This is a genomic window from Nonomuraea phyllanthi, from assembly GCF_006334985.2.
Taxonomy (GTDB): Bacteria; Actinomycetota; Actinomycetes; order Streptosporangiales; family Streptosporangiaceae; genus Nonomuraea; species Nonomuraea phyllanthi.
The window spans coordinates 72,922-97,042 of record NZ_VDLX02000005.1 but is presented as its reverse complement, the minus strand read 5'-3'; the positions used below and the strand labels follow the sequence as shown (position 1 = coordinate 97,042).

The 24,121-nt window shown below is 73.7% G+C and carries 24 protein-coding genes; 15 read left to right on the top strand and 9 right to left on the bottom strand.

Going from position 1 to position 24,121, the window contains the following annotated elements; translation table 11 throughout:
* The first annotated feature begins 31 nt into the window (after nt 1-31).
* A complete protein-coding gene (locus FH608_RS14720; protein ID WP_226899537.1) occupies nt 32-529 on the top strand; it encodes a VOC family protein in 498 nt (165 codons plus the stop codon).
* Here FH608_RS14720 and FH608_RS14715 read toward each other — a convergent pair.
* Nucleotides 516-1,595 (bottom strand): epoxide hydrolase family protein, encoded by a 1,080-nt coding sequence (locus FH608_RS14715; RefSeq protein ID WP_139631065.1) that lies wholly within the window; start codon nt 1,593-1,595, stop codon nt 516-518. The genes FH608_RS14720 and FH608_RS14715 overlap by 14 nt on opposite strands.
* A 50-nt stretch (nt 1,596-1,645) precedes the next feature.
* On the opposite strand from FH608_RS14715, the gene FH608_RS14710 reads away from it, so the two are divergent.
* From FH608_RS14710 to FH608_RS14690, 4 genes are all read left to right on the top strand, one after another.
* A complete protein-coding gene (locus FH608_RS14710) occupies nt 1,646-2,590 on the top strand; it encodes a helix-turn-helix transcriptional regulator (RefSeq protein ID WP_139631064.1) in 945 nt (314 codons plus the stop codon).
* A gap of 4 nt (nt 2,591-2,594) precedes the next feature.
* Nucleotides 2,595-3,365 (top strand): acyl-CoA thioesterase domain-containing protein, encoded by a 771-nt coding sequence (locus tag FH608_RS14705; RefSeq protein ID WP_226899536.1) that lies wholly within the window; start codon nt 2,595-2,597, stop codon nt 3,363-3,365.
* 118 nt (nt 3,366-3,483) lie between these two features.
* Nucleotides 3,484-4,788, top strand: a complete 1,305-nt coding sequence (locus FH608_RS52675; protein WP_226899535.1) for a helix-turn-helix domain-containing protein — start codon at nt 3,484-3,486, stop codon at nt 4,786-4,788.
* Nucleotides 4,789-4,830: 42 nt separating this feature from the next.
* Nucleotides 4,831-5,262, top strand: coding sequence for a type II toxin-antitoxin system PemK/MazF family toxin (locus FH608_RS14690; RefSeq protein WP_139631063.1), 432 nt, complete (start codon nt 4,831-4,833; stop codon nt 5,260-5,262).
* 39 nt (nt 5,263-5,301) lie between these two features.
* On the opposite strand, the gene FH608_RS14685 is transcribed toward FH608_RS14690, so the two are convergent.
* Nucleotides 5,302-6,312: a LacI family DNA-binding transcriptional regulator gene (locus FH608_RS14685; protein WP_139631062.1), complete on the bottom strand. Its 1,011-nt coding sequence runs from the start codon at nt 6,310-6,312 to the stop codon at nt 5,302-5,304.
* 96 nt (nt 6,313-6,408) lie between these two features.
* Nucleotides 6,409-7,479 (bottom strand): hypothetical protein, encoded by a 1,071-nt coding sequence (locus FH608_RS14680; protein ID WP_139631061.1) that lies wholly within the window; start codon nt 7,477-7,479, stop codon nt 6,409-6,411.
* A gap of 139 nt (nt 7,480-7,618) precedes the next feature.
* On the opposite strand from FH608_RS14680, the gene FH608_RS14675 reads away from it, so the two are divergent.
* Nucleotides 7,619-9,061, top strand: a complete 1,443-nt coding sequence (locus FH608_RS14675; RefSeq protein WP_139631060.1) for an NAD(P)/FAD-dependent oxidoreductase — start codon at nt 7,619-7,621, stop codon at nt 9,059-9,061.
* Between the two features lie 363 nt (nt 9,062-9,424).
* A complete protein-coding gene (locus tag FH608_RS14670) occupies nt 9,425-10,546 on the top strand; it encodes an MBL fold metallo-hydrolase (RefSeq protein WP_193318424.1) in 1,122 nt (373 codons plus the stop codon).
* A gap of 144 nt (nt 10,547-10,690) precedes the next feature.
* Here FH608_RS14670 and FH608_RS14665 read toward each other — a convergent pair whose 3' ends face one another.
* The 5 genes from FH608_RS14665 to FH608_RS14645 all read right to left on the bottom strand — a co-directional run bounded on the left by FH608_RS14665 (nt 10,691) and on the right by FH608_RS14645 (nt 15,923).
* Nucleotides 10,691-12,340, bottom strand: coding sequence for a serine/threonine-protein kinase (locus FH608_RS14665; RefSeq protein ID WP_139631059.1), 1,650 nt, complete (start codon nt 12,338-12,340; stop codon nt 10,691-10,693).
* Nucleotides 12,341-12,451: 111 nt separating this feature from the next.
* Entirely contained in the window at nt 12,452-13,543 is a 1,092-nt protein-coding gene (locus FH608_RS14660) for an NAD(P)-binding domain-containing protein (protein WP_226899534.1), read from the bottom strand.
* A 51-nt stretch (nt 13,544-13,594) separates the two neighbouring features.
* Nucleotides 13,595-14,380 carry a phosphotransferase gene (locus tag FH608_RS14655; RefSeq protein WP_139631057.1) on the bottom strand — a complete coding sequence of 262 codons (786 nt, stop codon included), beginning with the start codon at nt 14,378-14,380 and terminating at the stop codon, nt 13,595-13,597.
* A gap of 212 nt (nt 14,381-14,592) precedes the next feature.
* The gene (locus FH608_RS14650) at nt 14,593-15,153 is read right to left on the bottom strand and encodes a hypothetical protein (RefSeq protein ID WP_139631056.1); all 561 of its coding nucleotides are present in this window, start codon (nt 15,151-15,153) and stop codon (nt 14,593-14,595) included.
* Nucleotides 15,154-15,155: 2 nt separating this feature from the next.
* Nucleotides 15,156-15,923, bottom strand: coding sequence for a bestrophin-like domain (locus FH608_RS14645; protein WP_139631055.1), 768 nt, complete (start codon nt 15,921-15,923; stop codon nt 15,156-15,158).
* A gap of 267 nt (nt 15,924-16,190) precedes the next feature.
* On the opposite strand from FH608_RS14645, the gene FH608_RS14640 reads away from it, so the two are divergent.
* The gene (locus FH608_RS14640; RefSeq protein WP_139631054.1) at nt 16,191-16,559 is read left to right on the top strand and encodes a YciI family protein; all 369 of its coding nucleotides are present in this window, start codon (nt 16,191-16,193) and stop codon (nt 16,557-16,559) included.
* Between the two features lie 129 nt (nt 16,560-16,688).
* A complete protein-coding gene (locus FH608_RS14635) occupies nt 16,689-17,024 on the top strand; it encodes a hypothetical protein (protein ID WP_226899533.1) in 336 nt (111 codons plus the stop codon).
* Between the two features lie 67 nt (nt 17,025-17,091).
* Here the strand turns inward: FH608_RS14635 and FH608_RS14630 are convergent, their stop codons facing one another.
* On the bottom strand, nt 17,092-17,739 hold the full coding sequence (locus FH608_RS14630) for an Lrp/AsnC family transcriptional regulator (RefSeq protein ID WP_139631053.1): 648 nt from the start codon (nt 17,737-17,739) through the stop codon (nt 17,092-17,094).
* Between the two features lie 110 nt (nt 17,740-17,849).
* Here FH608_RS14630 and FH608_RS14625 point away from each other — a divergent pair, with 110 nt between their 5' ends.
* Genes FH608_RS14625 through FH608_RS14600 form a run of 6 tightly spaced genes read left to right on the top strand, consistent with a single transcriptional unit; the run spans nt 17,850 to nt 24,077 of the window.
* Nucleotides 17,850-19,427, top strand: a complete 1,578-nt coding sequence (locus FH608_RS14625) for an ABC transporter substrate-binding protein (protein ID WP_139631052.1) — start codon at nt 17,850-17,852, stop codon at nt 19,425-19,427.
* A 13-nt stretch (nt 19,428-19,440) separates the two neighbouring features.
* Nucleotides 19,441-20,508, top strand: a complete 1,068-nt coding sequence (locus FH608_RS14620) for an ABC transporter permease (protein ID WP_139631051.1) — start codon at nt 19,441-19,443, stop codon at nt 20,506-20,508.
* Nucleotides 20,505-21,353, top strand: coding sequence for an ABC transporter permease (locus tag FH608_RS14615; RefSeq protein ID WP_139631050.1), 849 nt, complete (start codon nt 20,505-20,507; stop codon nt 21,351-21,353). Before FH608_RS14620 ends, FH608_RS14615 begins: the two co-directional genes overlap by 4 nt.
* Entirely contained in the window at nt 21,350-22,126 is a 777-nt protein-coding gene (locus FH608_RS14610; RefSeq protein WP_139631049.1) for an ABC transporter ATP-binding protein, read from the top strand. Before FH608_RS14615 ends, FH608_RS14610 begins: the two co-directional genes overlap by 4 nt.
* Nucleotides 22,123-23,043 carry an ABC transporter ATP-binding protein gene (locus FH608_RS14605; protein ID WP_139631048.1) on the top strand — a complete coding sequence of 307 codons (921 nt, stop codon included), beginning with the start codon at nt 22,123-22,125 and terminating at the stop codon, nt 23,041-23,043. The genes FH608_RS14610 and FH608_RS14605 overlap by 4 nt, the downstream gene beginning before the upstream one ends.
* On the top strand, nt 23,040-24,077 hold the full coding sequence (locus FH608_RS14600) for a M24 family metallopeptidase (protein WP_226899531.1): 1,038 nt from the start codon (nt 23,040-23,042) through the stop codon (nt 24,075-24,077). The genes FH608_RS14605 and FH608_RS14600 overlap by 4 nt, the downstream gene beginning before the upstream one ends.
* Nucleotides 24,078-24,121 lie beyond the last annotated feature (44 nt).

Sequence of the window (24,121 nt, the reverse complement as noted above, 5' to 3'; positions counted from 1 at the left end):
GCCGTCACCCTGCCGTCGCGGGGCCGTCACCGTGCCGGTCACCCTGCCGGTCACCCTGCCGGTCACCCTGCCGGTCACCCTGCCGGTCACCCTGCCGGTCACCCTGCCGTCACCGGGGCGGCGCCCTGCAAGGATGTTCAAGACCGGGCGGCCCCGCCGCAGCCAGGCTGGGCGCATGACAACGACAACTCTTGCCTCCGTCGTCTTCGACTGCGCCGACCCGGCCGCGCTGGCCGCCTTCTACGCGAAGGCGACCGGCTGGCGGGTCGGCTCGGGCGACGCCGACTTCGCCGTGCTCGAAGGCGGCCCCGTCTCGGTCGCGTTCCAGCGGGTCGAGGGCTACCGCGGCCCCGGCTGGCCGGACGACGCCAAGCACGCGCACCTCGACCTCAAAGTGGCCGACGTCGAGACCGCCACGAAGGACCTGGCCGCGCTCGGCGCCACCGTGCCGGAGTTCCAGCCGGGCGGCGGCGACTGGACGGTGCTGCTCGACCCGGAAGGCCACCCCTTCTGCGTCATGAGCAGCTAGCGAAGAACTCCCGGACGTCGGACACCAGCAGGTCGGGGGCCTGAAGGGCGGCGTAGTGGCCGCCGGAGGCGAACTCCGACCAGCGCACCACGTTGTGCACGCGCTCGGCGTACCGCCTGACCGTGCTGTCGCCGGGGAAGACGGCCACGCCCGTCGGCGTTTTCCCCGGCGCGTCCGGCGGCTCCCAGTCGCCGGCGCTCTCCCGGTAGATCCGGGTGGACGAGCCGGCCGTACCGGTGAGCCAGAGGATGGTGACGTCGGTGAGGAGGTCGTCGGCGGGCACCCCGCCCACGTCCTGCCCCCAGGAGGCGAACGCGTCGAGCGTCCAGGCCAGCAGCCCGGCCGGCGAGTCGGCCAGCGCGTACGCGAGCGTCTGCGGCCTGGTTCCCTGGACGGCCGCGTACCCGGAGAACTCCCGCCGCCACCGCTCCACCCCGCGCGCCCGTTCCACCTCCGCGTCCGTCAGCCCTGACATGTCGTCGGTGACGAACGCGGTGAGCGCGTTCAGGTGCACGCCCACCACCCGCTCGGGAGCCAGCCGCGCGACGGCGGGCGACACCAGTGCCCCCAGGTCGCCGCCCTGCGTGCCGTAGCGCGCGTAGCCGAGCCGCGACATCAGCTCCACCCAGGCGGCGGCGACCCGCCGCGCGCCCCAGCCCGGCTCCGTGGCGGGGCCCGAGAACGCGAACCCCGGGACGGACGGGATGACCAGGTGGAAGTCGCGGCTGAGCGGCCCGGCGACCCGCGAGAAGTCCGCGAACGTGCTGGGCCACCCGTGCGTCAGCAGCAGCGGCAGCGCGTCCTCCCGGGGCGAGCGCACGTGGGCGAAGTGCACCCGCTGCCCGTCGATCACGGTCGTGTACTGCGGGAGCGCGTTGAGCCGCGCCTCGTGCGCGCGCCAGGAGTAGCCGTCCAGCCAGTGGCCGGCCAGCTCGCGCACCGCCTCGGGCGGGACGCCGTACGACCAGCCGACGCCGTCGAGAGCGTCGGGCCAGCGGGTGCGCTCCAGCCGTTCGCGCAGGTCGTCGAGCCGGTCCTGGGATATGTCGATGACGAATTCGTCCATGGACGCGACGCTAGGCGGCATTGCGGCCAGGATCGGGCCACAATGTGAGCATGCTGGACACCTCGGCGAGACTGCTGCGCCTGCTGTCGCTCCTTCAGGCCCGGCGCGACTGGCCGGGCGCCGACCTGGCGGAGCGGCTGGGCGTCGCCCCCAGGACCGTGCGCCGCGACGTCGAGCGGCTGCGCGAGCTCGGCTATCCCGTCCACTCGACGCCAGGCGTCGCCGGCGGCTACCGGCTGGGCGCGGGCGCGGAGCTGCCGCCGCTGCTGCTCGACGACGAGGAGGCGGTGGCGGTCGCGATCGGTCTGCGCACCGCCGCCAACGGCACCGTGACGGGCATCGAGGAGATCTCCCTGCGCGCGCTGGCCAAGCTCGAACAGGTCCTGCCCGACCGGCTGCGCCACCGCGTCAACACGCTCCAGCGGCACACGGTGCGGGTCGGCCGCGAGGGGCCCACCGTGGACGCCGGCGTGCTCACCCGCGTCGCCGCCGCCTGCCGCGACCACGAGCAGCTCCGCTTCGACTACACCGGCCACGGGGGCGAGGTCACGCTCCGGAGGGCCGAGCCGCACAGCCTGGTCACCATGGGCAACCGCTGGTACCTCGTCGGCTGGGACGCCGACCGGCGCGACTGGCGCACGTACCGCGCCGACCGGATCCTGCTGAGGACCCCGAACGGGCCCCGCTTCACGCCGCGCGAGCCGCCCGAGCCCGACGTGGCGGCCTGGGTGCGGCACCGCCTGGCCCACGAGATGTGGCCGTACGAGGCCCGCTTCCGCGTGCACGCCCCCGCCGAGCGGCTGGCGGGACGGACGGCGGGCGTGGTGGAGCCGGTGGACGACCGCACCTGCCTGCTCACGCTGCGCGGCGACGACCTGCGGCTGATGGCGCTGGCGGTGGCGTTCCTGGACGTGGACGTCGAGGTGCTGGAGCCGGCGGAGCTGAAAGACCATCTTCGGGCCCTCGGCGAGCGGCTGCTCTCCTCTAGAATCTGATTCTGTGACAGCGTTCTTCACGCGGAAGCAGGGCGAGCTGGTGCCCGCGCCGCACGCCCGAGGCCCCTGGTCCCCCGACATGCTCCACGGCCGCCTGCTCGGCGGGCTGGCCGCCCACGCCATCGAGCGGCGCTACGCCCAGCCGGGGCTGCACTTCGCCCGGCTGACCGTGGACCTGTTCCGCAACAGCCCGCTGCTGCCCGTCACGGTGGAGACCTCGCTCGTCAGGTCGGGGCGCCGCATCCTGGTGGCCGACGCCGTCATCTCCACCGACCAGGGCGTGATCGGGCGGGCCGGCGCCGTGCTGCTGCGGCAGGGGGAGCAGCCCGGCGGGGAGCAGACGTTCGTCACGCCGGCCTGGGACGCGCCGCCGCCCGAAGGCCCGCCCGTCGCCGGGCACGGGTCCTGGACCCCGCCGTTCGACTGGTGGCAGGTGACGGGGTGGGGCGAGCGCGGCGCCGGGCGGGTGTGGCTGCGAGAGGCGCACCCGCTGGTGGAGGGCGAGCCGCTGACCCCGTTCGTACGCGCGGCGCTGGCTGCCGACTTCGCCAGCCCGCTGAGCAACTCGGGGGTCGACGGGCTGCGCTTCATCAACGCCGACTACACGCTGACGCTCGCCCGGCTCCCGCAGGCCGAGCTCATCGGCGTCGAGACGACCGGGCACCTCAGCGCGGAGGGGGTGGCGACCGGGCAGGTCACCATGCACGACGCCGCGGGGCCGATCGGGTTCTGCGTGGTCACGGCGGTGGCCAACCCGGTCCTCGCCGGCGGCTGACCCGGCCGTCCCGGCCGCCTGCGTACCGCTCACCCTCCCGCCGCCGCGGCGCCGGGCAAGGCGCGGGCGTACGGCCATCGGCGCGGGATTGTCGTACCCGAGGCGTACCGTCCGGTGAGTGCGTTCAGCTTCGTGTCTCGCCTCCGGGGAGGGGTTCCGCCTCGACACGGTGACCTGCGTCGACGACCACCGCGGGTGGTCGGCGGCCGAGGTCGGGTCCGGCCACCACCTGGTGCTGGTGCGCCGGGGCCTGTTCCGGCGCAGGGCCGACGGCCGGGCCGCCCTGATCGACCCGACGATGGCCTACCTCGGGATGCCGGGCGAGGAGGAGCATTTCGCTCACCCGGCGGGCGGCGACGTGTGCACCTCGGTGTCCCTGTCCCCCGAGCTGTGGCGCACGCTCGCCGGCGACGGCTCGCGCCCGTCCCGGCCCTTCCTGTACGTGGACGCCCGCCTGGACCTGGCCCACCGGCGCTTCCTCGCGGCCGCCCGCACCGGCGACGCGGCCTTCGCGCTGGCCGAGTCCTTGCTGTCCCTGATCTGGTCCGCGCTCCCCCAGCTCACCGACGCGTCCACCGCACGCGATGCCCGCGTGATCGACGGGGCAGCGCGCACCATCAGGACACCCGCCCCGCAGGCCCGCGTCCCCGCGCCCGGCAACTCCACGGGCAGGGCCGCCGAAACACCCGCGCTCCCATTCCCGAAGCCGAGCTCCACCACACTCCGGAGCCCGGACACCGCACCCCGGAAAAGCCGGACCATCGCACCACCGCAGCACCCGGCACTCCGGCGAAGCCCGAGCACCACAGCAGAGCAGAGCCCGGACACCCCACCCTGGCGCAGCCCGAACGCCGCACCACAACAGAACGTGGACATCACGCCCCGGAAAGGCCCGAGCGCCGCGCCACAACAGAACCCGGACATCACACCCCGGAAAGGCCCGAGCGCCGCACCCCATCACGGCTCGGAGCCAAGCGTCGCGTCACGGCGACGTCCGAGGCCGGGCGCCCCGCCGCACCGGGCCGCGACATCGGGCGCCGGCGTGAAGTCCGGCGTCGGCGTGAGCTCCGGCACGACCATGAGGTCGAGCGCGGCGATCGCCGACGCCGCTCGTGAGGCCATCGCCACCGACGATCCGGCGGCCGGCGGCCTGATGTCGCTGGCCGAGCTCCTGGCCGTCTCGCCGTACCAGCTGAGCAGGGCGTTCACCCGGGAGCTGGGCGTCTCCCTGACCCACTACCGCAACCGCGTGCGGGTGGGCCGGGCGCTCGACCGGCTGGAGGACGGCGCGACCAGCCTGGCCGGGCTGGCCGCCGACCTGGGATTCTCCGATCAGGCACACCTCACCCGGACGATCCGCCGCCACGTCGGCCACACGCCCACCGCCCTGCGCCGCCTGCTCGCCGTCCCCCCTGAGCCCTGACCCGGATGACTGTCCACCGCTCCGTCACCGTAAGCTCGACCAATGCGCGATCAAGGTGAGGACCCCCGGCCGGCACGGGGCGCGGTACGCGAGATCCACTCCCTCAGAGGCCCCGCCACGCTGGCCTACTCCCCCGACCTCGACGGCCTGGCCGACCCCGGGGAGATCGTCTGGGCGTGGGTCCCGTACGAGGAGGACCCCTCCCGCGGCAAGGACCGCCCGCTGCTGGTGGTGGGCCGGACGGGGCGGCGGCTGCTGGGCCTGATGCTGTCCAGCAAGGGCGACGACGGGCCCGACTGGCTGGAGCTCGGCACGTGGGGCCGCGACGACCGGGTGTCGTACGTGCGGCTGGACCGCGTCTTCGTGCTGGACGAGGACGACATCCGGCGCGAGGGCGCGGTGCTCGACGGCGAGCGGTTCGCCAGGGTGGCCGCCCGGCTCATGGCGGCCCACGGCTGGGACACCGCCCGCTAGACCTCCCCGCACCGGCCCACGGAGGCCGGGTGGGACCCGTCAGGCGTCGATGCGGCGGGTAGAGGCGCGTTCGACCAGGTCCGGCTGGAAGATCACCTGGCGGTGCTCGTGGCCGACCGGGTTGTTCGCCTCCTCCAGCACCATCAGGGCGGCGGTGTGGCCGAGCTGCTCGCGCGGCTGCCTGATGGACGACAGCGGCACCGCGGCCGCCGCCGCGAAGTCGATGTCGTCGTAGCCGAGGATGGCCAGGTCGTCCGGGACCCGCAGGCCGCGCTGCGTCATCTCCTGCAGCACCCCGATCGCGACCAGGTCGTTGGCGCAGAAGACCGCAGTGGGCCGGTCGGCCGGCGGCAGGGTCGCGATCTCCTCGCCGGCCGCGCGGCCGGTGGCGACGGTGAGGTCGGGCAGCGGGATGACCGTCAGCCGCCCGGCGGTGCCGAGCGCGGCGGCCAGCCCGTCGTGGCGCTGCCGCACCTGGCGGACGGTGAACGGGCCGCCGGCGAAGGCGATGTGGCGATGCCCCTGATCGAGCAGGTGCCGCCCGGCCAGCCGCCCGCCGAGCACGTCGTCGACCGCGACGGCGCAGCCGCGACTGTGCGGGGCCGAGCTGTCGAACCGCACCACCGGGATGCCCCGGGCGATGAGCTTGCTCAGCCGCTCCTCCTCGCCGAGGTCGTTGACCGGGGTGATCAGGACGCCCAGCGGGCGCTGCTCCTCGAACGTGTCCAGCAGCCCGGCCTCGCGGGCCGCGTCCTTGTTGCTGTTGAACACCATCACGGTGAGCCCCGCCTGCTGCGCGGCCGTCTCGACGCCGCGCAGCACGTCGATGAAGAACGGGTTGGCCAGGTCGAGCGCGACCACGCCGATCGTACGGCTGCGCCCGGCGCGTAACTGGCGCGCCGAGCCGTTACGGACATAGCCGAGCCGGGCGATCGCCGCCCGTACCCGCAACCGGGTGTCGGGGGCCACCGTCTCCGGCCGGTTGAGCACATTGCTCACGGTGCCGACCGAGACCCCGGCGAGCCGGGCGACTTCTTTGATGCTCGACATCGTTCCTCGTCGCAGGCATGTCGTCGGTATGATCATAACGCTTTCGACCAGGGCCTCGGCATCCCGGTCCCCGGCGCCGCCCGATGGCGGCCCGGGTCACAACGCCACGATCAGGGCGTGAGGACGGTCCGTGGGGAACACCCAGAGGTGTTTGCCGGCCGCGATCACCAGCCCGGCCGGCGCGTCCAGGCCGAGCCCGATCAGCCGGGCGGCGCCGCCCGTGGCCGGGTCGAGCGTGAACAGGTCACGTCCCCCGCCGGCGAGCACGCCGTTCGCGCAGACCAGGAACGGCACCGGCCCCTCGGGAGCGGGCACGAGCCGCCGGGGCTCGCCCGACCAGGCGGAGACCCGCAGCAGCCCGCCTGCCACGCTGATCCACAAGGAACCCGCGCACACGACCATCCCGCCGCGCTCGCGTGTGCCGAGGTCGATCTCCCTGGGGCCGCCGCGCAGGAGGGTGTCGCGTGTCGACGTCCACCACAGACGCTCCCCCTCCACCGCGCACCGGTCGAGCCCGGGTAACTCCACCGGCTCGCCGAAGTGGCCGGGGCCGGTCAGCCGGCGCGCGTGGGAGGATCCGACGGCCCAGATCTCCCCACCGCCGGCGAGCACCCGGCCCGTGAACCGCGCGTCGGCGACCGGCACGCCGTCCTGGTCGAGCCAGTGCACCCGGCCGTCGGAGGTGCCCGCCAGGCAGCTCTGGGGCAGGGAGTCCATGGGCGGGGCCGCGGCGAACGTCCTGGGCACCACCACCGTCCCCGCCAACGCCCCCGGCAGGGCGCCGGTCCCCGCCACGGTGCCCGGCACCGCCGCCAGGGAGCGTAACTCCGGCAGCCCGCCAGGGCCCTCCCCGGCACGTACCCGCGCGCCCGGCTCGGCCGCGGGAGGAAACGGCGCGCCATGCTCGGCCCCACCCGGCCTGTCCCTGACGGGAAACGGGACGTCACCCTCAGCATCTCCCGGCCTGTCCCTGGTGACGAAGGGAACGTCATGCATTGCCCCGGCTCCTGGGAGTGGCATGCCCGGCCCCGCCTCGGTGGGCAGGGGCGTGCCGGAGGCCGTGTAGGCATGAATCCCGCCGGCCACCGCGCACCAGACGGTGGTGCCGTCCGACGCGGCCGCCCGCACGGGGCCCGGCAGCTCGATCATGGTGACGCCGACGTCCATGCGCCGACCATAACCGCCCCCGCCCGGTACGCCATCAGGCGCCCACCCAGGCACGGAGAACACCGTGCGCGGGTATCCGCATGGCTAAGCGCGCGATCCCGGCATCAGCCGAGGCAGGCGATGCTGGGATCATTGTTTTATGCATGTTGTGGTGATCGGGAGCGGCATCGTCGGCGCCGGCGCGGCCTACTACCTGGCCCGGAAGGGCGCGGAGGTGACCGTGGTGGACGGCGGTTACCCGGGCGAGGCGACGGGTGCGGGGGCGGGCATCGTGTGCCCGTGGGTGGACCACCCCGAGGACGACGCCTGGTACCGGCTGACCCGCGAGGGCGCGCGCCACTACCCAGGTCTGGTGGAGGAACTGGGCGAGGACATCGGGTACGCCAAGGTGGGCGCCCTGCTGGTTGCCGAGGACCCGGTGGACCTGGAGCCGGTGCGCGCGCTGCTGCGCCGCCGCCATCCCGACGCGCCGGAAATGGGGGAGATCACCGACGTTGCCACTCCGTCGGAGCTGTTCCCGCCGCTGTCCGACACTCTCAGCGCGCTGCTCGTGCCGGGCGCGGCCCGGGTGGACGGCTGCTCGGTACGCGACGCGCTGCTGCGTGCGGCCGTCGCCCAGGGCGCGCGGGTCCGGAGGGGCGTCGCGACCCTGACGCCCGGCGGCCAGGTGGTTTTGCACCCGCTCGCGCGAAAGGCGGTGGACGAGCGCTGGAACCCCGAGGCCACGGAGGAGGAACGCTGGAGCCCGCAGGACGTGGACGAGCAACGGAGCCGCGAGGCTGCGGGCCAGGGGCCGGCGAGCCACGGAGTCGGAGCCGTGGGCCGAGCGGATGAAGCCGGCGTACAGGACGAGGGACCTGCGAGCGTGGGCGAAGAGCCGGCCGGCCTGCGCCAAGGGCCGGTGGGGCAGAGCCAAGGGCCGGCGGGCCAGAGCGACGCTCCGGTGGGCCAGGGCGACGGGATGGCGGAGCAGGGTGGGTCGTGGCGGCAGGGTGCGCCCCTTGTCCCCGCCGCACCCCCGTCCTCGACCGCCACGCGGGCCCCTCGCCCCGAAGGCGACGGCGAGCCGATCGAGGCCGACCGTGTCATCGTGGCCGCCGGGGCATGGACGGGTGAGGTGTGCCGGCCTCTGGGCGTGGAGCTGCCGGTCTTCCCCAGGCGCGGGCAGATCGTGCACGCCACGCTGGAGGGCGTCGACACCGCGTGGTGGCCGATGGTGCTGCCGCGGGTCGGCCCGTACCTGCTGGGCTTCCCCGACTCGCGCGTCGTCGTCGGCGCGACGGTGGAGGACGTGGGGTTCTCGCCGCGCGTCACGATGGGCGGCCTGGCCGAGGTGATCGAGGCGGGGCTGCGGGTGGCGCCGGGGTTGTTCGCGGCGACGGTGACGGAGGCCAGGGTGGGCCTGCGCCCTGTGTACGCCCCCGGCCGGGCGCTCATCGGCCCGGTGACCGGGCGCGTGGTGGTGGCGACGGGCCTCAGCGCGTACGGGCTCACGGCGGGCCCGTTCACCGGCGAGCTCGCCGCCGCGCTCGCCCTCGGCGAGGAACCCCCGATCGACATCACCCCGTACGCACCCGCCTGAACCGAAAGAGCGGCGTCGCTTCAGGTCCGCCCGCGTGAGCCGAGCGAGAGCGGCGCCGCCCTCAGCCCGCCCGCGTGAGCCGGCATCGCCCCCTACGCCCGGAAAGGGAGGAGCCGTCATGCCGGTGGGGCTGCCGTCGGGGACGGAAGCGGGGACCGGTAGGTTCGTCGGACCGGAACAGTCGCCGCTCTGGTGACCCGACCGGCACCACCGTACGCGGAGCAGGGGGCGCCGGCGACGCCATCGGGCGGCCGAAGCAATTCAACGCGGTCTGACTTATCGCGATATATCGTAGATCGGGAACCACCGGGGAGTCCCGAACGGTTGAGCGGGATGGACAGACCTTCCAGGGGAGTGTGGGCGATGGCAGGAATGCGGACGGCACGGCGGATCCTCGTGGGCGGTGCGGCCCTGGCAGCGGCGGGCTGGGCGTTGCGCGATGTCCCCGCCGAGCTGGGCGTGCGGCCTCTGACATCGGGGCCGGACCGGGCGGCGAGGATACGGCGCTCGCCGCAATTCAGGGACGGCGCTTTCTTCAACTCGATGCCCGAGCCGACCCACGTGATGACCACCCCGCCCGCGGGCCTCCTCGGCGAGCTGGCCAGGAACAAGGAGCAGCGCCGCCCGGCGGGCCCCATCCCGCTGCGCATCCCGCCGTCCGACGCGCCGCCCGCCGACGGCCTGCGCGCTACCTGGTACGGCCACGCCTCGACGCTGGTGGAGATCGAGGGCAGGCGGGTGCTGTTCGACCCGGTGTGGAGCAAGCGGCCCTCGCCCTCGCAGCTGGCCGGCCCGAAGCGGCACCACCCGATGCCTCTGGAGATCGGCCAGCTGCCGCCGCTCGACGCGGTCGCGATCTCGCACGACCACTACGACCACCTCGACCTGGCGACCGTGCGCTCGCTGCTGCGGACGCAGAAGGCCCCGTTCCTGGTGCCGCTGGGCATCGGGGCGCACCTGGAGCGGTGGGGCGTGCCGGCGTACCGGATCATCGAGCTCGACTGGGAGGAGGAGGCCCAGGTGGCGGGGCTGCGCTTCGTCGCGACGGCGGCCCGGCACTTCTCCGGCCGGACCTTCTCCCGTAATGACACGCTGTGGGGGTCCTGGGTGGTGGCCGGGGCCGCGAAGCGGGTCTTCTACGCGGGCGATTCCGGCTACTTCGAGGGCTATCGGGGCATCGGGTCGGCGCACGGGCCGTTCGACCTGACGCTGATGCCGATCGGCGCCTACAGCCCAGCCTGGCCGGACATCCACATGAACCCGGAGGAGGCGGTCAACGCCCACCTCGACCTGGGCGGTCGGCTGCTGCTGCCGGTGCACTGGGCGACGTTCACGCTGGCGCTGCACCCGTGGGCGGAGCCGGTCGAACGCCTGTGGCGGGAGGCCAAGGCCCGCGACGTCGAGATCGCCGTGCCGCGGCCCGGCGAGGCCGTCGACCCGTCCGCCTCCCAGGTGGTGGAGGGCTGGTGGGAGACCCTCGCCTGAGGGCTGACGGCTGACGGGTACAGCCGGCGGCACCCATGACGGCCCCTCCCGCCACCGCCACGATGACGGCGCAGAGCCGTACCCGAGGTCACCGAGGACCCCCCTGGCCGGGGACTGCCGCACCCGGCCGCGAGCACCCACCGCTCAGGGCTTGCCGGCCTCGCGCCGCCGTCGTGCCCTGCGTGCCACGATCTGCCGCCCGACCAGCGCAGAGCCGCCCGGTACGAGCACCAGCCCGAGGAGGCTCGACCCGAGACCCAGGCCGACGTCGGCGTCCAGCAGCCCGTCACCCTCGCCGCTGAGGATCGGCACGTTGACCGACACCTTGACCGAGACGGACAGGAGCGGCCTCGGGTTCCTGGCCGGCGGCGTGCCGGGGTCGGGCGGGCTCGTGGTCGGCGGACGGGTGACCGGCGGGGTGGTCGGGTCGGGCGGCCGGGTGGTCGGGGGCCTCACCGTCGGCGGCTCGGTGGTCGGCGGACGGGTGGTCGGCCGCATGGTCGGTCGGGTGGTCGGGCGGGTGGTCGGACGGGTCGGCCGGGTGGTGGGCCTGCTGGAACGCGTCGGTTCCCGGGTGATCGGGGGCCGCTCGGGCCTGCCGGCGGTGGGCCGGACCGGGGGCGGGGCGACGCTCGGCTCACCGGCGTGCGTGACGGGCGGCGTACCGGAGAGGGTTTCTCCCGGGGTGGGCTCGGAGGTGGGCGCCGCCGAGGTCGGCTCGGGGGTGGGCGAGGCGGGCACCTGGGTGCGCGCCTGGGACGGCGTGCCGGGCGGCAGCGCGATGCCCGGCCCCGGCCCGGTCGAGTCGCTCCAGATCACGAACGCCGAGGTCACCGCGGCGGCGGTGGCCAGCACCAGCCCGCCCGTCAGCGCCAGCTTGCCCGGCGGTGACAGTGTCGTCCTGAAGAGGCTGGTGGTGCTCTCGGCCGCCGCCTGCGCCGTCGGCAGCAGTCCGGTCATGGGCACGGTCAGCAGGCCGAGCCCCGCTCGTCCGGTTCGCTCCCAGTCCGCCCCGTAGGCGGCGAGGGCCACGTCCTCCAGTTCGGCCAGGAACGCCTGCGCGGACGCGGGCCGCTCGACCGGGTCCTTGGCCAGGCCGTGCTCGACCAGCGGGCGCAGCGGCTCGTCGACGTCCTCGACCGGGGGCGGCGCGTGCTGGTGCTGATAGGCGAGCGCGGCCACGTTGTCGCCCTGGAAGGCGCGGTGGCCGGTCAGGCACTCGAAGAACACCAGCGTGGCGGCGTACACGTCGGTCGCGGGGCTGGCCGGGGCGTCGTCCCACTGCTCGGGGGCCATGTAGGAGGGGGTGCCGACGAGGGCGGCCGTCTCCCCCGAGTGCGCGGCCACGCCGAAGTCGACGAGCTTGCTCTCGCCCTCCTCGGTGATGATGACGTTCTCGGGTTTGAAGTCCCGGTGCACGACGCCCCGCTGATGGGCCTCGGCGAGCCCGAGCAGCGCCCCTTTCAGCACCACGAGCGCCGCCTCCGCGCCGGTCGCGCCCTCGTGCGCCAGCAGCCGACGTAACGTGACTCCGTCGACCAGCTCCATCACGATGACGGCGTCGTCCTCGCCCTCGACGTACTCCAGCAGGCGGGCGGTGTGCGGGCTGTCGATCTCCCGGATGACCTCGGCCTCCGCACGGAACCTCGCGACGAACTCCTCGTCCGCGCGGAGCTGCTCGGACAGGTGCTTGATCGCGACGGCTTCCCCGTCGGCGTCGCGTACGGCGAGCATCACCCGGCCTGTCCCGCCCTGTCCGAGTTCCCGGATCTCGGTGTAGCCGGGAACCTGCATTCTGGGTCCTCCTGACCGGATAAAGATCCTTATGTCAGGACGCTAACCCGTTGTCACGCCCCGTGTCGACCCTTTTCACCGGAGTGACCATTACGGCGGACGGCGAGCGGATCAGGCGGCGGGGCGGGCCGGACGGGCCGTCAGATATCCGCGTACGTTCCGCGCGGCCATCCGTCCCGCGCGGTTCGCGCCGATGGTGCTGGCGGAGGGGCCGTACCCGACCAGTTGCAGCGCCGGCTCCCTGACCACCTGCGTGCCGTCCACCCGCACGCCGCCGCTCGGCTCCCTGAGGCGCAGGGGGGCGAGGTGGTCGAGGGCCGAGCGGAAGCCGGTGGCCCAGATGATCGTGTCGGCTTCCAGGGTGCCGGCCTCAAGGACATCGGCTTCCAGGGTGCCGGGCCGCCAGGTGACGCCGTCCGGGATGACGCGGTCGAACATGGGCAGACGTCTCAGCGCGCCTTTCGCGAGCGCGTCCCGTACGACCGCGCTGTAGCCGATGCCGGTGACGCTCACGACGCTCTGCGGCGGCAGCCCGGCGCGTACGCGCTCCTCCACCATCGCGACGGCCTCGCGCCTGGCGTCCTCCCCGAAGTCGTCGTCCCGGAAGACGGGCGGGCGGCGGGTGACCCAGGCCGTGGCGGCGGCGACGCCGGAGATCTCCGACAGGACGTGCATCGCCGACGCTCCCCCGCCCACGACGATCACCCGGCGGCCCCTGAACTCCTCCGGCCCCCGATAGCTCGCGTAGTGGAGCTGGCGGCCCGCGAAGTCGGCCGCGCCCGGATAGTACGGCCAGTGGGGGCGGGTCCAGGTGCCCGTCGCGTTGACCACGGCCCGCGCCGACCACTCCCCCGCGTCGGTCCTGACCAGCAGGTGACCGTCCCGCCCGTGCCGGACGGAGGTGACCTTGACCGGCCGTACGACGTCCAGGCCCAGCTCGTCCTCGTAGGCGGCGTAGTAGGCGGGAACCACCTCGGCGACCGGCCGGTCGCCGTCGACGCCGGGACGGCGGGGCATGCCGGGCAGGTCGAAGATGCCGTGGACCTTGTCCATGGTCAGCGAGGGCGACCGGTGGCGCCAGGCTCCCCCCGGCCCGCCGGCCGCGTCCAGCACGACCGGCTCGAACCCGAACCGGCGCAGGAAGTACGCGCTGGACAGCCCCGCCTGCCCGGCCCCGATCACCACGACGTCGCTCTCTTCCACGGTGATGTGAAACCACCGCGCTCACGACTCTCTTCCCTCGCCGGGCGCGGGTCAGGCCGTGAGAGCGGAGCGCAGGGTGTGCTCGTGCCGGGCGAGGTGTGCCACGTCGGTGCGGTAGAAGCGGTCGTCGCCGCGGGCGATGTGGGCGGCGAAGGCCTCGTGACCGGCGGCGGCCTGGTCGTACATGTGGCGTACCAGGTGCTCCAGCCGCTCGCGCGCGGTCCGCACGAGCGCGTGCCGGTCCGCCTCATCGAGCCCGTACGCGTCGGCGAACAGCCGCAGCCGCCGCGCCTGCTCCTCCACCGGCCACGAGCCGACCCCCTCGTGCGAGGGGTCGCCGAGCGAGACGAACCGGTAGGCCGCGTAGGAGACGTCCCAGACGCGCGGGCCGGGGTGGGCGGTGTCGAAGTCGATGAACGCTACCGGCCGCCCGTCCCGGAAGACGCAGTTGTACGTGGCGACGTCCCCGTGGCAGATCACCTCCGCCGGCCCGGCCGGCGATGGGAAATACCACGAAAAATCAGGAGAAGCCGGGAAGTCGGTGGTGGCGTCGTGATACGCCCGCAGCAGCTCGCCGGCCCCCACCAGCGCCTCGTCGGTCAGCGCCCACTCCGGCAGCGGGAAGTCGGGGACGTCGCCGGGCACGAAGTCGAGGATCTCCCGCCCCTCGGCGTCGACCCCGTGCGCGCGGGGCGCCCCGGCGAACCCGCGCGCCTCCAGGTGACCGAGCAGCGCGTGCACGGCCGGCGTCCAGGCGCCCACGGGGCGGCGTACCGTGTCGCCGCTCCTGACCACATGGTTGACGCCGCCGCCGGTCAGCACTTCCTCGCCGGGCACACCCGCCCCTTTCTCCGGTCACCGCCGGACCCGCCGTACGGGCCCGGCGCGAAGTGTGCCACGCCCCCCGCGCCCGGCGCACGCGAATAAAGCCGATCCAAGTCAGTGACCCCATCCAGGCGGCGGGCGACAGGCGACAGGCGACCGTACGCGCATCGGTGCCCCGCCGCCAAGGCCCGCGGGGCGGCGCCCGCGGGATCCGAGCCGTGCGATCAGCGGCGGGAGCGGAAGGCCACTGCCGTCGTCGAGGTGATGGCCGTCACCACCACCGCCATCACCAGCACGGTCGCCATCGGGCTCTTGCGCCGCGCCGGTTCGGCCATGGCCCGCTGGAACCGCGACCCCGGGGTCGCCTTGGGAGACGGCGTGGGGCTGGGGGTGGGGATGCGGACGGGCGTCGCACGGGGCGGGGGCGGCGGCCGGTGTGCCCGGTGCGGACGCTTGCGCGGGCACTCGCCCACCTGCACCCCGCCGGTGCACACCCCGCCCCGATAGACGGTGACGTGCGGCAGCGTGATCGCGGGCTTGGCGGGCCGCTTGCCGCCCCGCACCTTGATCGACACGTGGGGCGACGGCGACCGCCAGGTCCGCACCCGGGGCACCGACACGCGGGGCCCAACAGTGACGTTCTTGGGGGGTGCGGGCGGGCGTACGGACACCTGGGGAACGGGGCGGGGCCAGGGGTCGCGGTCGGCCGCCGCGGGCCCCGCCACCGCGATCGCCACCAGGGCGAGAGCGGCGGCCGGGAGGAGCGGCACGCGCCTGATGCCCACCCTCACATCCCTCCGCCGATGCGCGCGAACTCCTGCAGCGCCCCCTGGAACGCGTCCGGCCCGACGGCGAGCGGCCCGGCGAAGGCGTGGGAGATGTCCCAGGTCAGGTAGGTGCCGAAGCCCAGCAGCCCCGCCATCGCCACCAGCGGCAGCATCGCCAGCCCCTTCGGCCTGGCCCCGGCGAGGAACGGGAAGACGATGACGAGCACGCCGGTGAGGACGGTGAGGATCAGCAGCCCCTCGGGCGGGGTGGCGGCGGCGTCGGCGGTGCGCTGGGCGCGGGCGGTGGACAGGGTGCCGAGGTGCTGCAGCACGGTGCTCTTGGCGTCCTCCTGCTGGTCGCCGCTCACCTGCAGGGCGGTGACCCGGCCGCGCAGCTCGTCCATCCTGGCTGCGCCGACCGGGTCCATCCGGCCCTCGGCCATGAGCGCCCATTCGTCCCTGACCACGAAGGTCACGTAGTCGCGCAGCGCCCTGCGCACGTCCTGCGCCGCGGTGCCCGGCAGGGCGTCGGCCGCCCAGTAGGCGTCGACCGCCGCCTGGCTCTCGGCATGGGTGTTGAGGCGGGCGGCGTCGGCCGTGGTCCAGGGCACGATGATCGCGATGGCGAACACCAGCAGGAACATGGCCGAGAGCATCGCTCCCGCGTGCGCGGCGGACGGGCCGTTGGGGTCGCGGTCCTCCCCCGCCCTCTTGACCTTCCTGAACACCAGCGCGGCGAGCGCCACCGCGCCCACCGCCGCCAAGATCGAGAGTGTGTACGCCACCATGAAGAATCTCCCGAACCTTCCTGTATACGCAACGTCACATTACTATCACACAGCGCAATGATGGCGTCAGGCACGGAAAGGTAAAGTCCCGGGCAAGCAACCTCCATGCCCTCGGGTGGGCGCCCCCGCCGGGGTTCGGGACGCCGGGGCATCGGGCAGCATCTCTCCGCGCTCCGGCGCCGGGCGGATGTCGAGACCGCGACGCCGGCTCCGACCCCTTCCCGAACGGCGCCGACGGCGCGCCGTCCGCACCACGAAGGAGACGACGTGAAATTCCTTTTGATCATGCATATGAACCCGCAGGTCTGGGACAACCTGACCGAGGAGCAGCGCCAGGCGGTGATGAACGGCCACGGCGCGTTCATGGAGACCATCGGGAAGTCCGGGGAGATGCGCGGCACGGCGGCGCTGGCCGACCCGTCGGAGAGCGCCGTGGTCAGGGTGCGGGGCGGTGCCCGCGTGGTGACCGACGGGCCCTACCTGGAGGCCAAGGAGTTCTTCGGCGGCTACTACCTGGTCGAATGCGAGAGCAGGGAGCGCGCCCTGGAGCTGGCCGCGCTCATCCCGGACGCCGGGGTGGAGGGGCTCGGCATCGAGGTGCGGCCCGTGGTGTTCGCCGCCGGGCCCGCGGACTGAGCCGAGCTTCTCCCGTACGGCCCGCCGCCGGGCGTCCGGCTGGACGGATTGGTGGTCATTGACCGGTGATCCTCACCATCCGTCCAGCCACGGGATGACATTTCGGGAAATGTGGCGACCATGGGGGGCGTGAATCTCAACGGCCGCACCTTCGTGATGGTGAGCTCGACCGCGAGCGCAGTGGACCAGGACAGCCCTACGGAGTTCCGTTACCGCGAGGAGGACGGGGTGGTGTGGGGCAGTTACACCGGCGACACCGTCACCCAGGGGCGCTTCGTCGGCACGCGCGACGGCGAGCTGGTGTCGATCTCGTACGTGCACGCGCTGAAGGCCGGGGGCACGGCCGGCGGCCAGAGCAGCAGCCGGATCGAGACGGCCGACGACGGGCTGCTGCGACTGGTCGAGGAGTTCAGCTTCGACGGGGACGACACGGTGCACGTGAGCGTGTGCCGGGAGGTCGGCTGACGGCACCGGCCGCCGGGGGCGCAGGAGCCCTTGCGGAGGCCGGCTGACGGCACCGGCCGCCGGGGGATCAGGAGTCCTTGCGGAGGGCGGCGCGGCCCTCGGCGGCGCCGACGAAGCGCATCTTGCCGAGCGGCACCCCGCCCTCCGCGTCCTGGGCGGGCCGCCGCGCCTGCCGGGAGCGGTCCCTGTCGCGGTCGCGGTCGCTGGGCAGCACGTACGGGCGCCTGAGCACCTCGTCCAGGATGAACACGGTCTCGGTGGCCTTGACCGCCGGGATGTTGGCCAGCCGGTCGGTCACCATGCTGTGCACGGCGGCCACGTCGGACACGCGTACCTGGATCATGGCGTCGTGCTGCCCGGTGGTGATCGCGCAGTACTCCACCTCGGGCATCCGGGCCAGCTCGGCCCTGAACTGCTTCCACATCTGCTGGCGTACGGTCACGAAGATCAGCGCGGTGATTCCGAGACCGGCCCGGACGTGGTCGATCTCCGCGGTGAAGCGCTTGATCGCCCCGTCGGCGCGCAGCGCCTCGAAGCGGGTGTAGGCGTTGGCCCGGGAGATGCCGACCCGCTCGGCCAGCGCGGCGACCGAGATCCTGCCGTTCTCGCGCAGGACCTCGAGGATCTTCATGTGGATGTCGTCCAGTTCGAGACCGATGCCGATCCGTCCAGCCTGACCGCCGCCGCCAGCACCATTCCTAGAAATATCACTCATCATTACCTCATCGACCTTTATATACGTCTTGCGGACCGCGCAGCGCCTGGACGTTCTGCCGGACAATCCTCGACATCTTTCTGCGGAACGTCCAAATTTGGAGGACCTACATGGCGACCCGCTCGCAGACGGCGGCTGTGCTGCTCGCCGGTGCACTCGCCCTCGCCGCCTGCGGAAGCGGCGGCTCCCAGTCCCCCGCCGCGTCCGGCGGCGGCGGCAAGACCCTCGTCATCGACACGTCCTTCGACCTGAAGACGGCCGACCCCGGCCGCACGTACGAGCCGACGGGGCTCATCATCGACAAGGCCGTCTACGAGACGCTGCTGACGTTCGACGGCTCTGACGTGACCAAGCCGGTGCCGGCGCTGGCGGAGTCGTACGAGCTGAGCGAGGACGGCAAGACGCTGACGCTCAAGCTGAAGTCGGGCGCGACGTTCGCCGACGGGTCGCCGGTGACGGCGGACGACGTGGTGTTCTCGCTGACGCGCGTGCGCGACATGAAGGGTACGCCGTCGTTCCTGCTGGACGGCGTCGAGGTGGAGAAGACCGACGACTCGACGGTCACGCTGACGTCGAAGGCGCCCAACCCGGCGCTGCCCTACATCCTGCCGAACCCGGCGCTCGGCATCATAAACAGCAAGCTCGCCAAGCAGCACGGCGCCACCGCCGACGCCCAGGACAAGGCCGAGCAGTACCTGAACTCCTCCTCCGCCGGCTCGGGGCCGTACCAGATCGAGTCGTTCAACGTGAGCAGCCAGGTCACGCTCAAGGCCAACCCCAAGTACTACGGAACCAAGCCCGCCTACGACAAGGTCGTCATCCGCAACGTCGAGGCCGCCACGCAGAAGCTGAACGTGCAGCGCGGCGACAGCCAGATCGCGCTCAACCTGTCGGGCGACCAGGTCACCGGCATGCCCGCGACCCTCCAGGTCAAGAAGACCGCCTCGGCGAACGTCATCTTCCTGCTCGCCAACCAGGACTCCGGGGTCAGCAAGACCACGACGAACCCGAAGTTCGTGGAGGCGGTGCGCAAGGGCGTCGACTACGCGGGCCTGCTGGAGCTGGCCGGCGAGGGTTCCACGCAGGCGCCGGGCGTCATCCCGTCGCAGCTGCTCGGCGCTCTGCCCGCCTCCGCCGCGCCGAAGCGGGACGTCGAGGGCGCCAAGGCCGCGCTGGCGGCCAGCGGCCTGGCGAACCCGACCGTCAAGCTGGAGTACCCGAGCGAGCTGACCGTGAACGGCCTGTCCTTCCAGCCGCTGGCCGAGCGGATCCAGGCCAACCTCAAGGAGGTCGGCATCACGGTGGACCTGCAGCCGGCGCCGGTCACGACGGCCCTGGACAACTACCGCAACGGCAAGGAGGAGATGGGCCTGTGGTACTGGGGCCCCGACTACCCCGACCCGAGCGACTACCTGCTGTTCCTGCCCGGCAAGACGGTGGGCCTGCGGGCCGGCTGGAAGGCGGGGGCGGCCAAGGACATCGAGGCCGCCGGTGACGAGGCCGCCGCGGCGGTCGGCGACGACGCCCGCACGGCCGCCTACGTGGACCTGCAGAACAAGCTGAACGCCTCCGGCCCGTTCGTCCCGCTGATCCAGCCCGGCCAGAACATCGTGACGGCCGCGTCGGTGACCGGGCTCGAGTACCACCCGGTGTGGACGGTGGACGTCGCCGACCTCGGCGTGAAGTAAGGGGGACACGCACGTGTCCGACATCCCGGGCGCCCGCCGGGGCCGGGCCGGGCGGGTGCCCCCGCTGGTGCGGTTCCTGGTCCGGCGCGTCCTGCTCGCCGTGCTCATGGCCTGGGGCATCACGCTCGTCACGTTCGTACTGACGAATCTCGTCCCCGGCGACCCCGTGGCGGCGAACCTCGGCCAGCGGGCGCTCGGCGACCCGGCGATCGTGGCGCAGTGGCGGGCCGAGCACGGCCTGGACAAGCCGCTCTGGCAGCAGTACGTGATCCACCTCCAGGGGCTGGTCCACGGCGACCTCGGCACCAGCCAGCAGAGTCACCGCCCGGTCAGCCAGGACCTGGCCGAGTACGTCCCGGCCACGCTGGAGCTGGCCGGGGCGGCGATCCTCGTGTCGCTGGTGCTGGGCGTGGCGTTCGGGGTGGTGGCCGCGCTGCGCAGGGACCGGGTCTCCGACCACGTGCTGCGGCTGCTGAGCCTCATCGGCATCTCGGTGCCGACGTTCTGGCTGGCCCTGCTCGCGTTCTACGTGTTCTTCTACCGCCTGCAGCTGACGCCGGGCAGTGGCCGGGTGGACGCGGCGCTCGGCGGCGCGGTCCCCGGCGTGACCGGGCTGCAGACGGTGGACGCGCTGCTCGCCGGCCGCTGGGACGTGTTCACCTCGGCGGTCGGGCACCTGGTCACGCCCGCGCTGGTGCTGGCGCTCTACACGATCGGCCTGCTCACCCGCTTCACGCGCTCGGCGGTGCTGGAGGTGCTGGGACAGGACTACGTGCGCGCCGCGCGGGCCAAGGGCCTGCCGGGCCGGACGATCCTGTTCACGTACGTGCTGCGCTCGGCGCTGGTGCCGGTGATCACCGTGGCGGGCCTGGCGTTCGGCAGCCTGCTGTCCGGCACCGTGCTGGTAGAGGCGATCTTCGCCTGGCCGGGCGTCGGCCAGTACGCCTACAAGAGCGCCACCACCCTCGACCTGCCCGCCGTCATGGGCGTCGGCCTGGTCGTCGGCGTCGTCTACCTGGTCATCAACCTGATCGTGGACGTCCTGTACGGCGTCATCGACCCCCGAGTGAGGCTGCAATGATCGCGAAGCGGCTGCCCGAGGCGTGGCGGCAGCCCCTGGCCGTGGCGGGCGGCGTGCTGGCGCTGGCCTGGGTGGTCGTCGCGCTGGCCGCGCCCGTGCTGGCCCCGCACGATCCGCTGGCCCAGGACCTGCCGCGGCTGGCGGCGCCCGGTCCCGGGCACTGGTTCGGCACCGACCAGCTGGGCCGCGACATCCTCAGCCGCGTCATGTACGGGGCGCGGGTGTCGATCCCGCTGACGCTGCTGCTGGTCGTGCTGTCGGTGCTGATCGGCGGGCTGCTCGGCGCGTGCGCCGGGTACTTCGGCAGGTGGGTCGACGAGACGATCATGCGGGTGGCGGACCTGGTGTTCGCGTTCCCGACGGTGATCCTGGCCATGGTGGTGGCCGCGGCGCTGGGCGCGAGCCTCACCAACGCCGTGCTGGCCGTGCTGGTGGTCGCCTGGCCCGCCTACGCGCGGGTCACGCGCGGGCTGGTGCTGGGCGTGCGGGAGCGGGAGTTCGTGCTGAGCGGGCGGCTGCTGGGCTTCTCGGTGTGGCGCTCGCTGCGCGTGGACGTGCTGCCGAACGTGGTCGGTCCCGTCCTCGTGCTGGCCACCCTGGACATCGGCACCGCGCTGCTGCTGCTGTCGGGACTGTCGTTCCTGGGGCTGGGGGCCAAGCCGCCGTCGCCGGAGTGGGGCGCGATGGTGGCCTCGGGGGTGGAGGTGTTCGACAGCTGGTGGGTCGCGACGTTCCCGGGGCTGGCGATCCTGACGGTGGTGCTGGCGTTCAACTTCCTGGGCGACACGCTGCGGGACGCCCTCGACCCCCGTACGGCCCGCGCGATCAAGGAGCGTGCCCTATGACGACCTTGGAGATCGCCGCGCTGAAGGTGTCGATCGGCGGCAAGGAGATCCTGCGCGGCGTCGACCTGGCGCTGGAGGCGGGCCGGGTGCACGGCCTGGCCGGGGAGAGCGGGTCGGGCAAGACGATGACGGGCCTCGCCGTGCTGGGCCTGCTGCCCCACGGCGCCCGCGTGTCGGGCGCGGTCCGGCTCGGCGGGCGCGACCTGCTGGCGCTGCCGCTCAAGGAGCTGAACCGGGTGCGCGGCGGCGAGGTCGCCATGGTCTTCCAGGACCCGGCGACGAGCCTGCACCCGATGCTGACGGTCGGACGGCAGCTCACCGAGCACATGCGCCACCACCTGGGGCTGGGCAAGGCCGAGGCGCGGGCCCGCGCCGTGGAGCTGCTGGGCAAGGTGCGCATCCCCGGGCCCGCCGAGGCGTACGGGCGGTATCCGCACCAGTTCTCCGGCGGGATGCGGCAGCGCATCGCCATCGCCATCGCGCTGGCCTGCTCGCCGAAGGTGCTGATCGCCGACGAGCCGACCACCGCGCTGGACGTGACCGTGCAGGCGGGCGTGCTGCGGCTGCTGCGCGGGCTCTGCGACGAGCTGGGGCTGGCCGTGCTGCTGGTCACGCACGACCTGGGCGTGATGTCGGCGGTGGCGGACGAGGTGAGCGTGATGAGGGACGGCCTGGTCGTCGAGTCGGGGCCGCGCGGGCGGGTGCTGCGCGAACCCGAGCACCCCTACACGCGCTCCCTGCTGGAATCCCTGCCCGATGCGGAGGCACGATGACGCTGCCCACAACACTGCTGGCCATTGACGATCTGGTGGTCGAGCACCGCTCCCCCGGGCGTCCCGCCGTGCGGGGCGTGGCGGGCGCCAGCCTGTCCGTGAGCCCCGGCGAGGTGGTGGGGCTGGTCGGCGAGTCGGGCTGCGGCAAGTCGACGCTGGCCCGCGCCGTCTGCGGGCTGAACCCCATCACCGCCGGCTCGATCGCGTTCGACGGGCAGCCCGTCACGCCGCTCGGGCTGCGGCGCAGGAAGCTGACCGGCATCCAGATGGTGTTCCAGGACCCGTACGCGTCGCTCAATCCCCGGCGGCGGGTGGGCGACCAGATCGCCGACGGGCTGCGCACCTCCGGCGACACCGCCACCTCGCCCGCGGACCTGCTCGAACGGGTCGGCCTGCCGCGCGACTTCGCCGGGCGGCACCCGCACGAGTTCTCCGGCGGGCAGCGGCAGCGCATCGCCATCGCCCGGGCGCTGGCCGCCCGGCCGCGGCTGCTGATCGGGGACGAGCCCATCTCGGCACTGGACGCCTCCGCGCAGTCGCAGGTGGCCCGGCTGATGCGGGACCTGGCGGTGGACTCCGGCGCGGGGCTGCTGTTCATCAGCCACGACCTGTCCGTGGTGCGGCTCATCGCCGACCGAATCGCCGTCATGTACCTCGGGAGGATCGTCGAGGTGGGCGACACGGCCGAGGTGTGGGCCTCGCCGCGGCACCCGTACACGCAGGCCCTGCTGCGGGCGGTGCCCAGGCCGGACGGGATGGGGACGCTGCCCGAGGAGCTGCCGGGCGACGTGCCCGATCCGGCGGATCCGCCGGGAGGATGCAGGTTCAGCCCGCGGTGCCCGTTCGTGATGGACGTGTGCCGCGAGAAGGAGCCGGAGTTCGGGCCGGTCGCCTGCTGGCTGCACGAGCCGCGGTGACGCCGGGCGCGGAACACGTGGCGGCGGGTGCGGAACGCCTGACGCCGGGCGCGGACGGCCCGGCTACGGGTGCGGGACGGCTGGCGGCGGTGCGGGCGGCGATGCGCGCGGCCGGGGTGGACGCGCTGGTGCTGCGCTCCTCGCCGGACTTCCGCTTCCTCGGGGGCGGCGAGGGGCCGTTCCTCGTGGTGACGGAGCAGGACGTCGCCGAGAGCGCCGATCCGGCCCGGGCCGTGCCCGGCGGGGCGCGGCGGGTGGGCGTGGACCCGGAGATGCGGGTGCGGGAGCTGTTCGGGCTGACGATCGAGGCCGAGCTGGTGCCGGCGTCCAACGTGCTGTGGCCGCTGCGGCTGCGCAAGGAGCCGCACGAGCTGGAGGCCGTCCGGCGCGCGGTGGCCGCGGCGGAGGGGGTGCTGGAGCAGGCGCGGGAGCTGGCGTGGTTCGGGGCGACCGAGCGGGCGATGGCGGGCCGGCTGCGGGTGCTGATGGCCGAGTCGGGCTGCGAGGAGCTGCTGTCGCTGCGGGTCGCGGCGGGCGAGCACTCGGCGCTCCCCGCGCACGTGCCCGGGGAGCGCGTCATCAACCCGGGCGACGCGCTGGCGGTGTCGGTGTGCGGGCGGTGGGGCGGCTACTGCGCCGAGGTGGCGCGGGTGTTCGTGGTGGCCGAGCCGCCGGAGGACTTCGAGGCCATGTACTCGGTGGTGCTGGCCGCCCACCGCGCCGGCCTCGCCGCCGTGCGGCCCGGCGGGGCGGTCCGCCAGGTGGCCGGGGCCGTCGCCGAGGTGATCGACGGCAGCGGGTACGGGCACTTCGCCGCCGCCCACGTGGGCCGGGGCGTCGGGCTCGGGCACGACGAGGGGCCGTGGCCCGGCGAGGACGGCGTGTTCGCGCCGGGGATGACGTTCTGCCTGGAGCCGGCCATCTACGTGCCCGACCTGTTCGGGGCGCGGGTGGCGGACGTGGTGGCCTGCACGCCGGACGGGCCGGTGCCGCTGGGCACGTACCCGGGCGAGCCGCACGTCCTCGAACGCTGACCCACCCTCGGCGGCACGCCTCGTTAGCCGCTGCCACCAAAGCC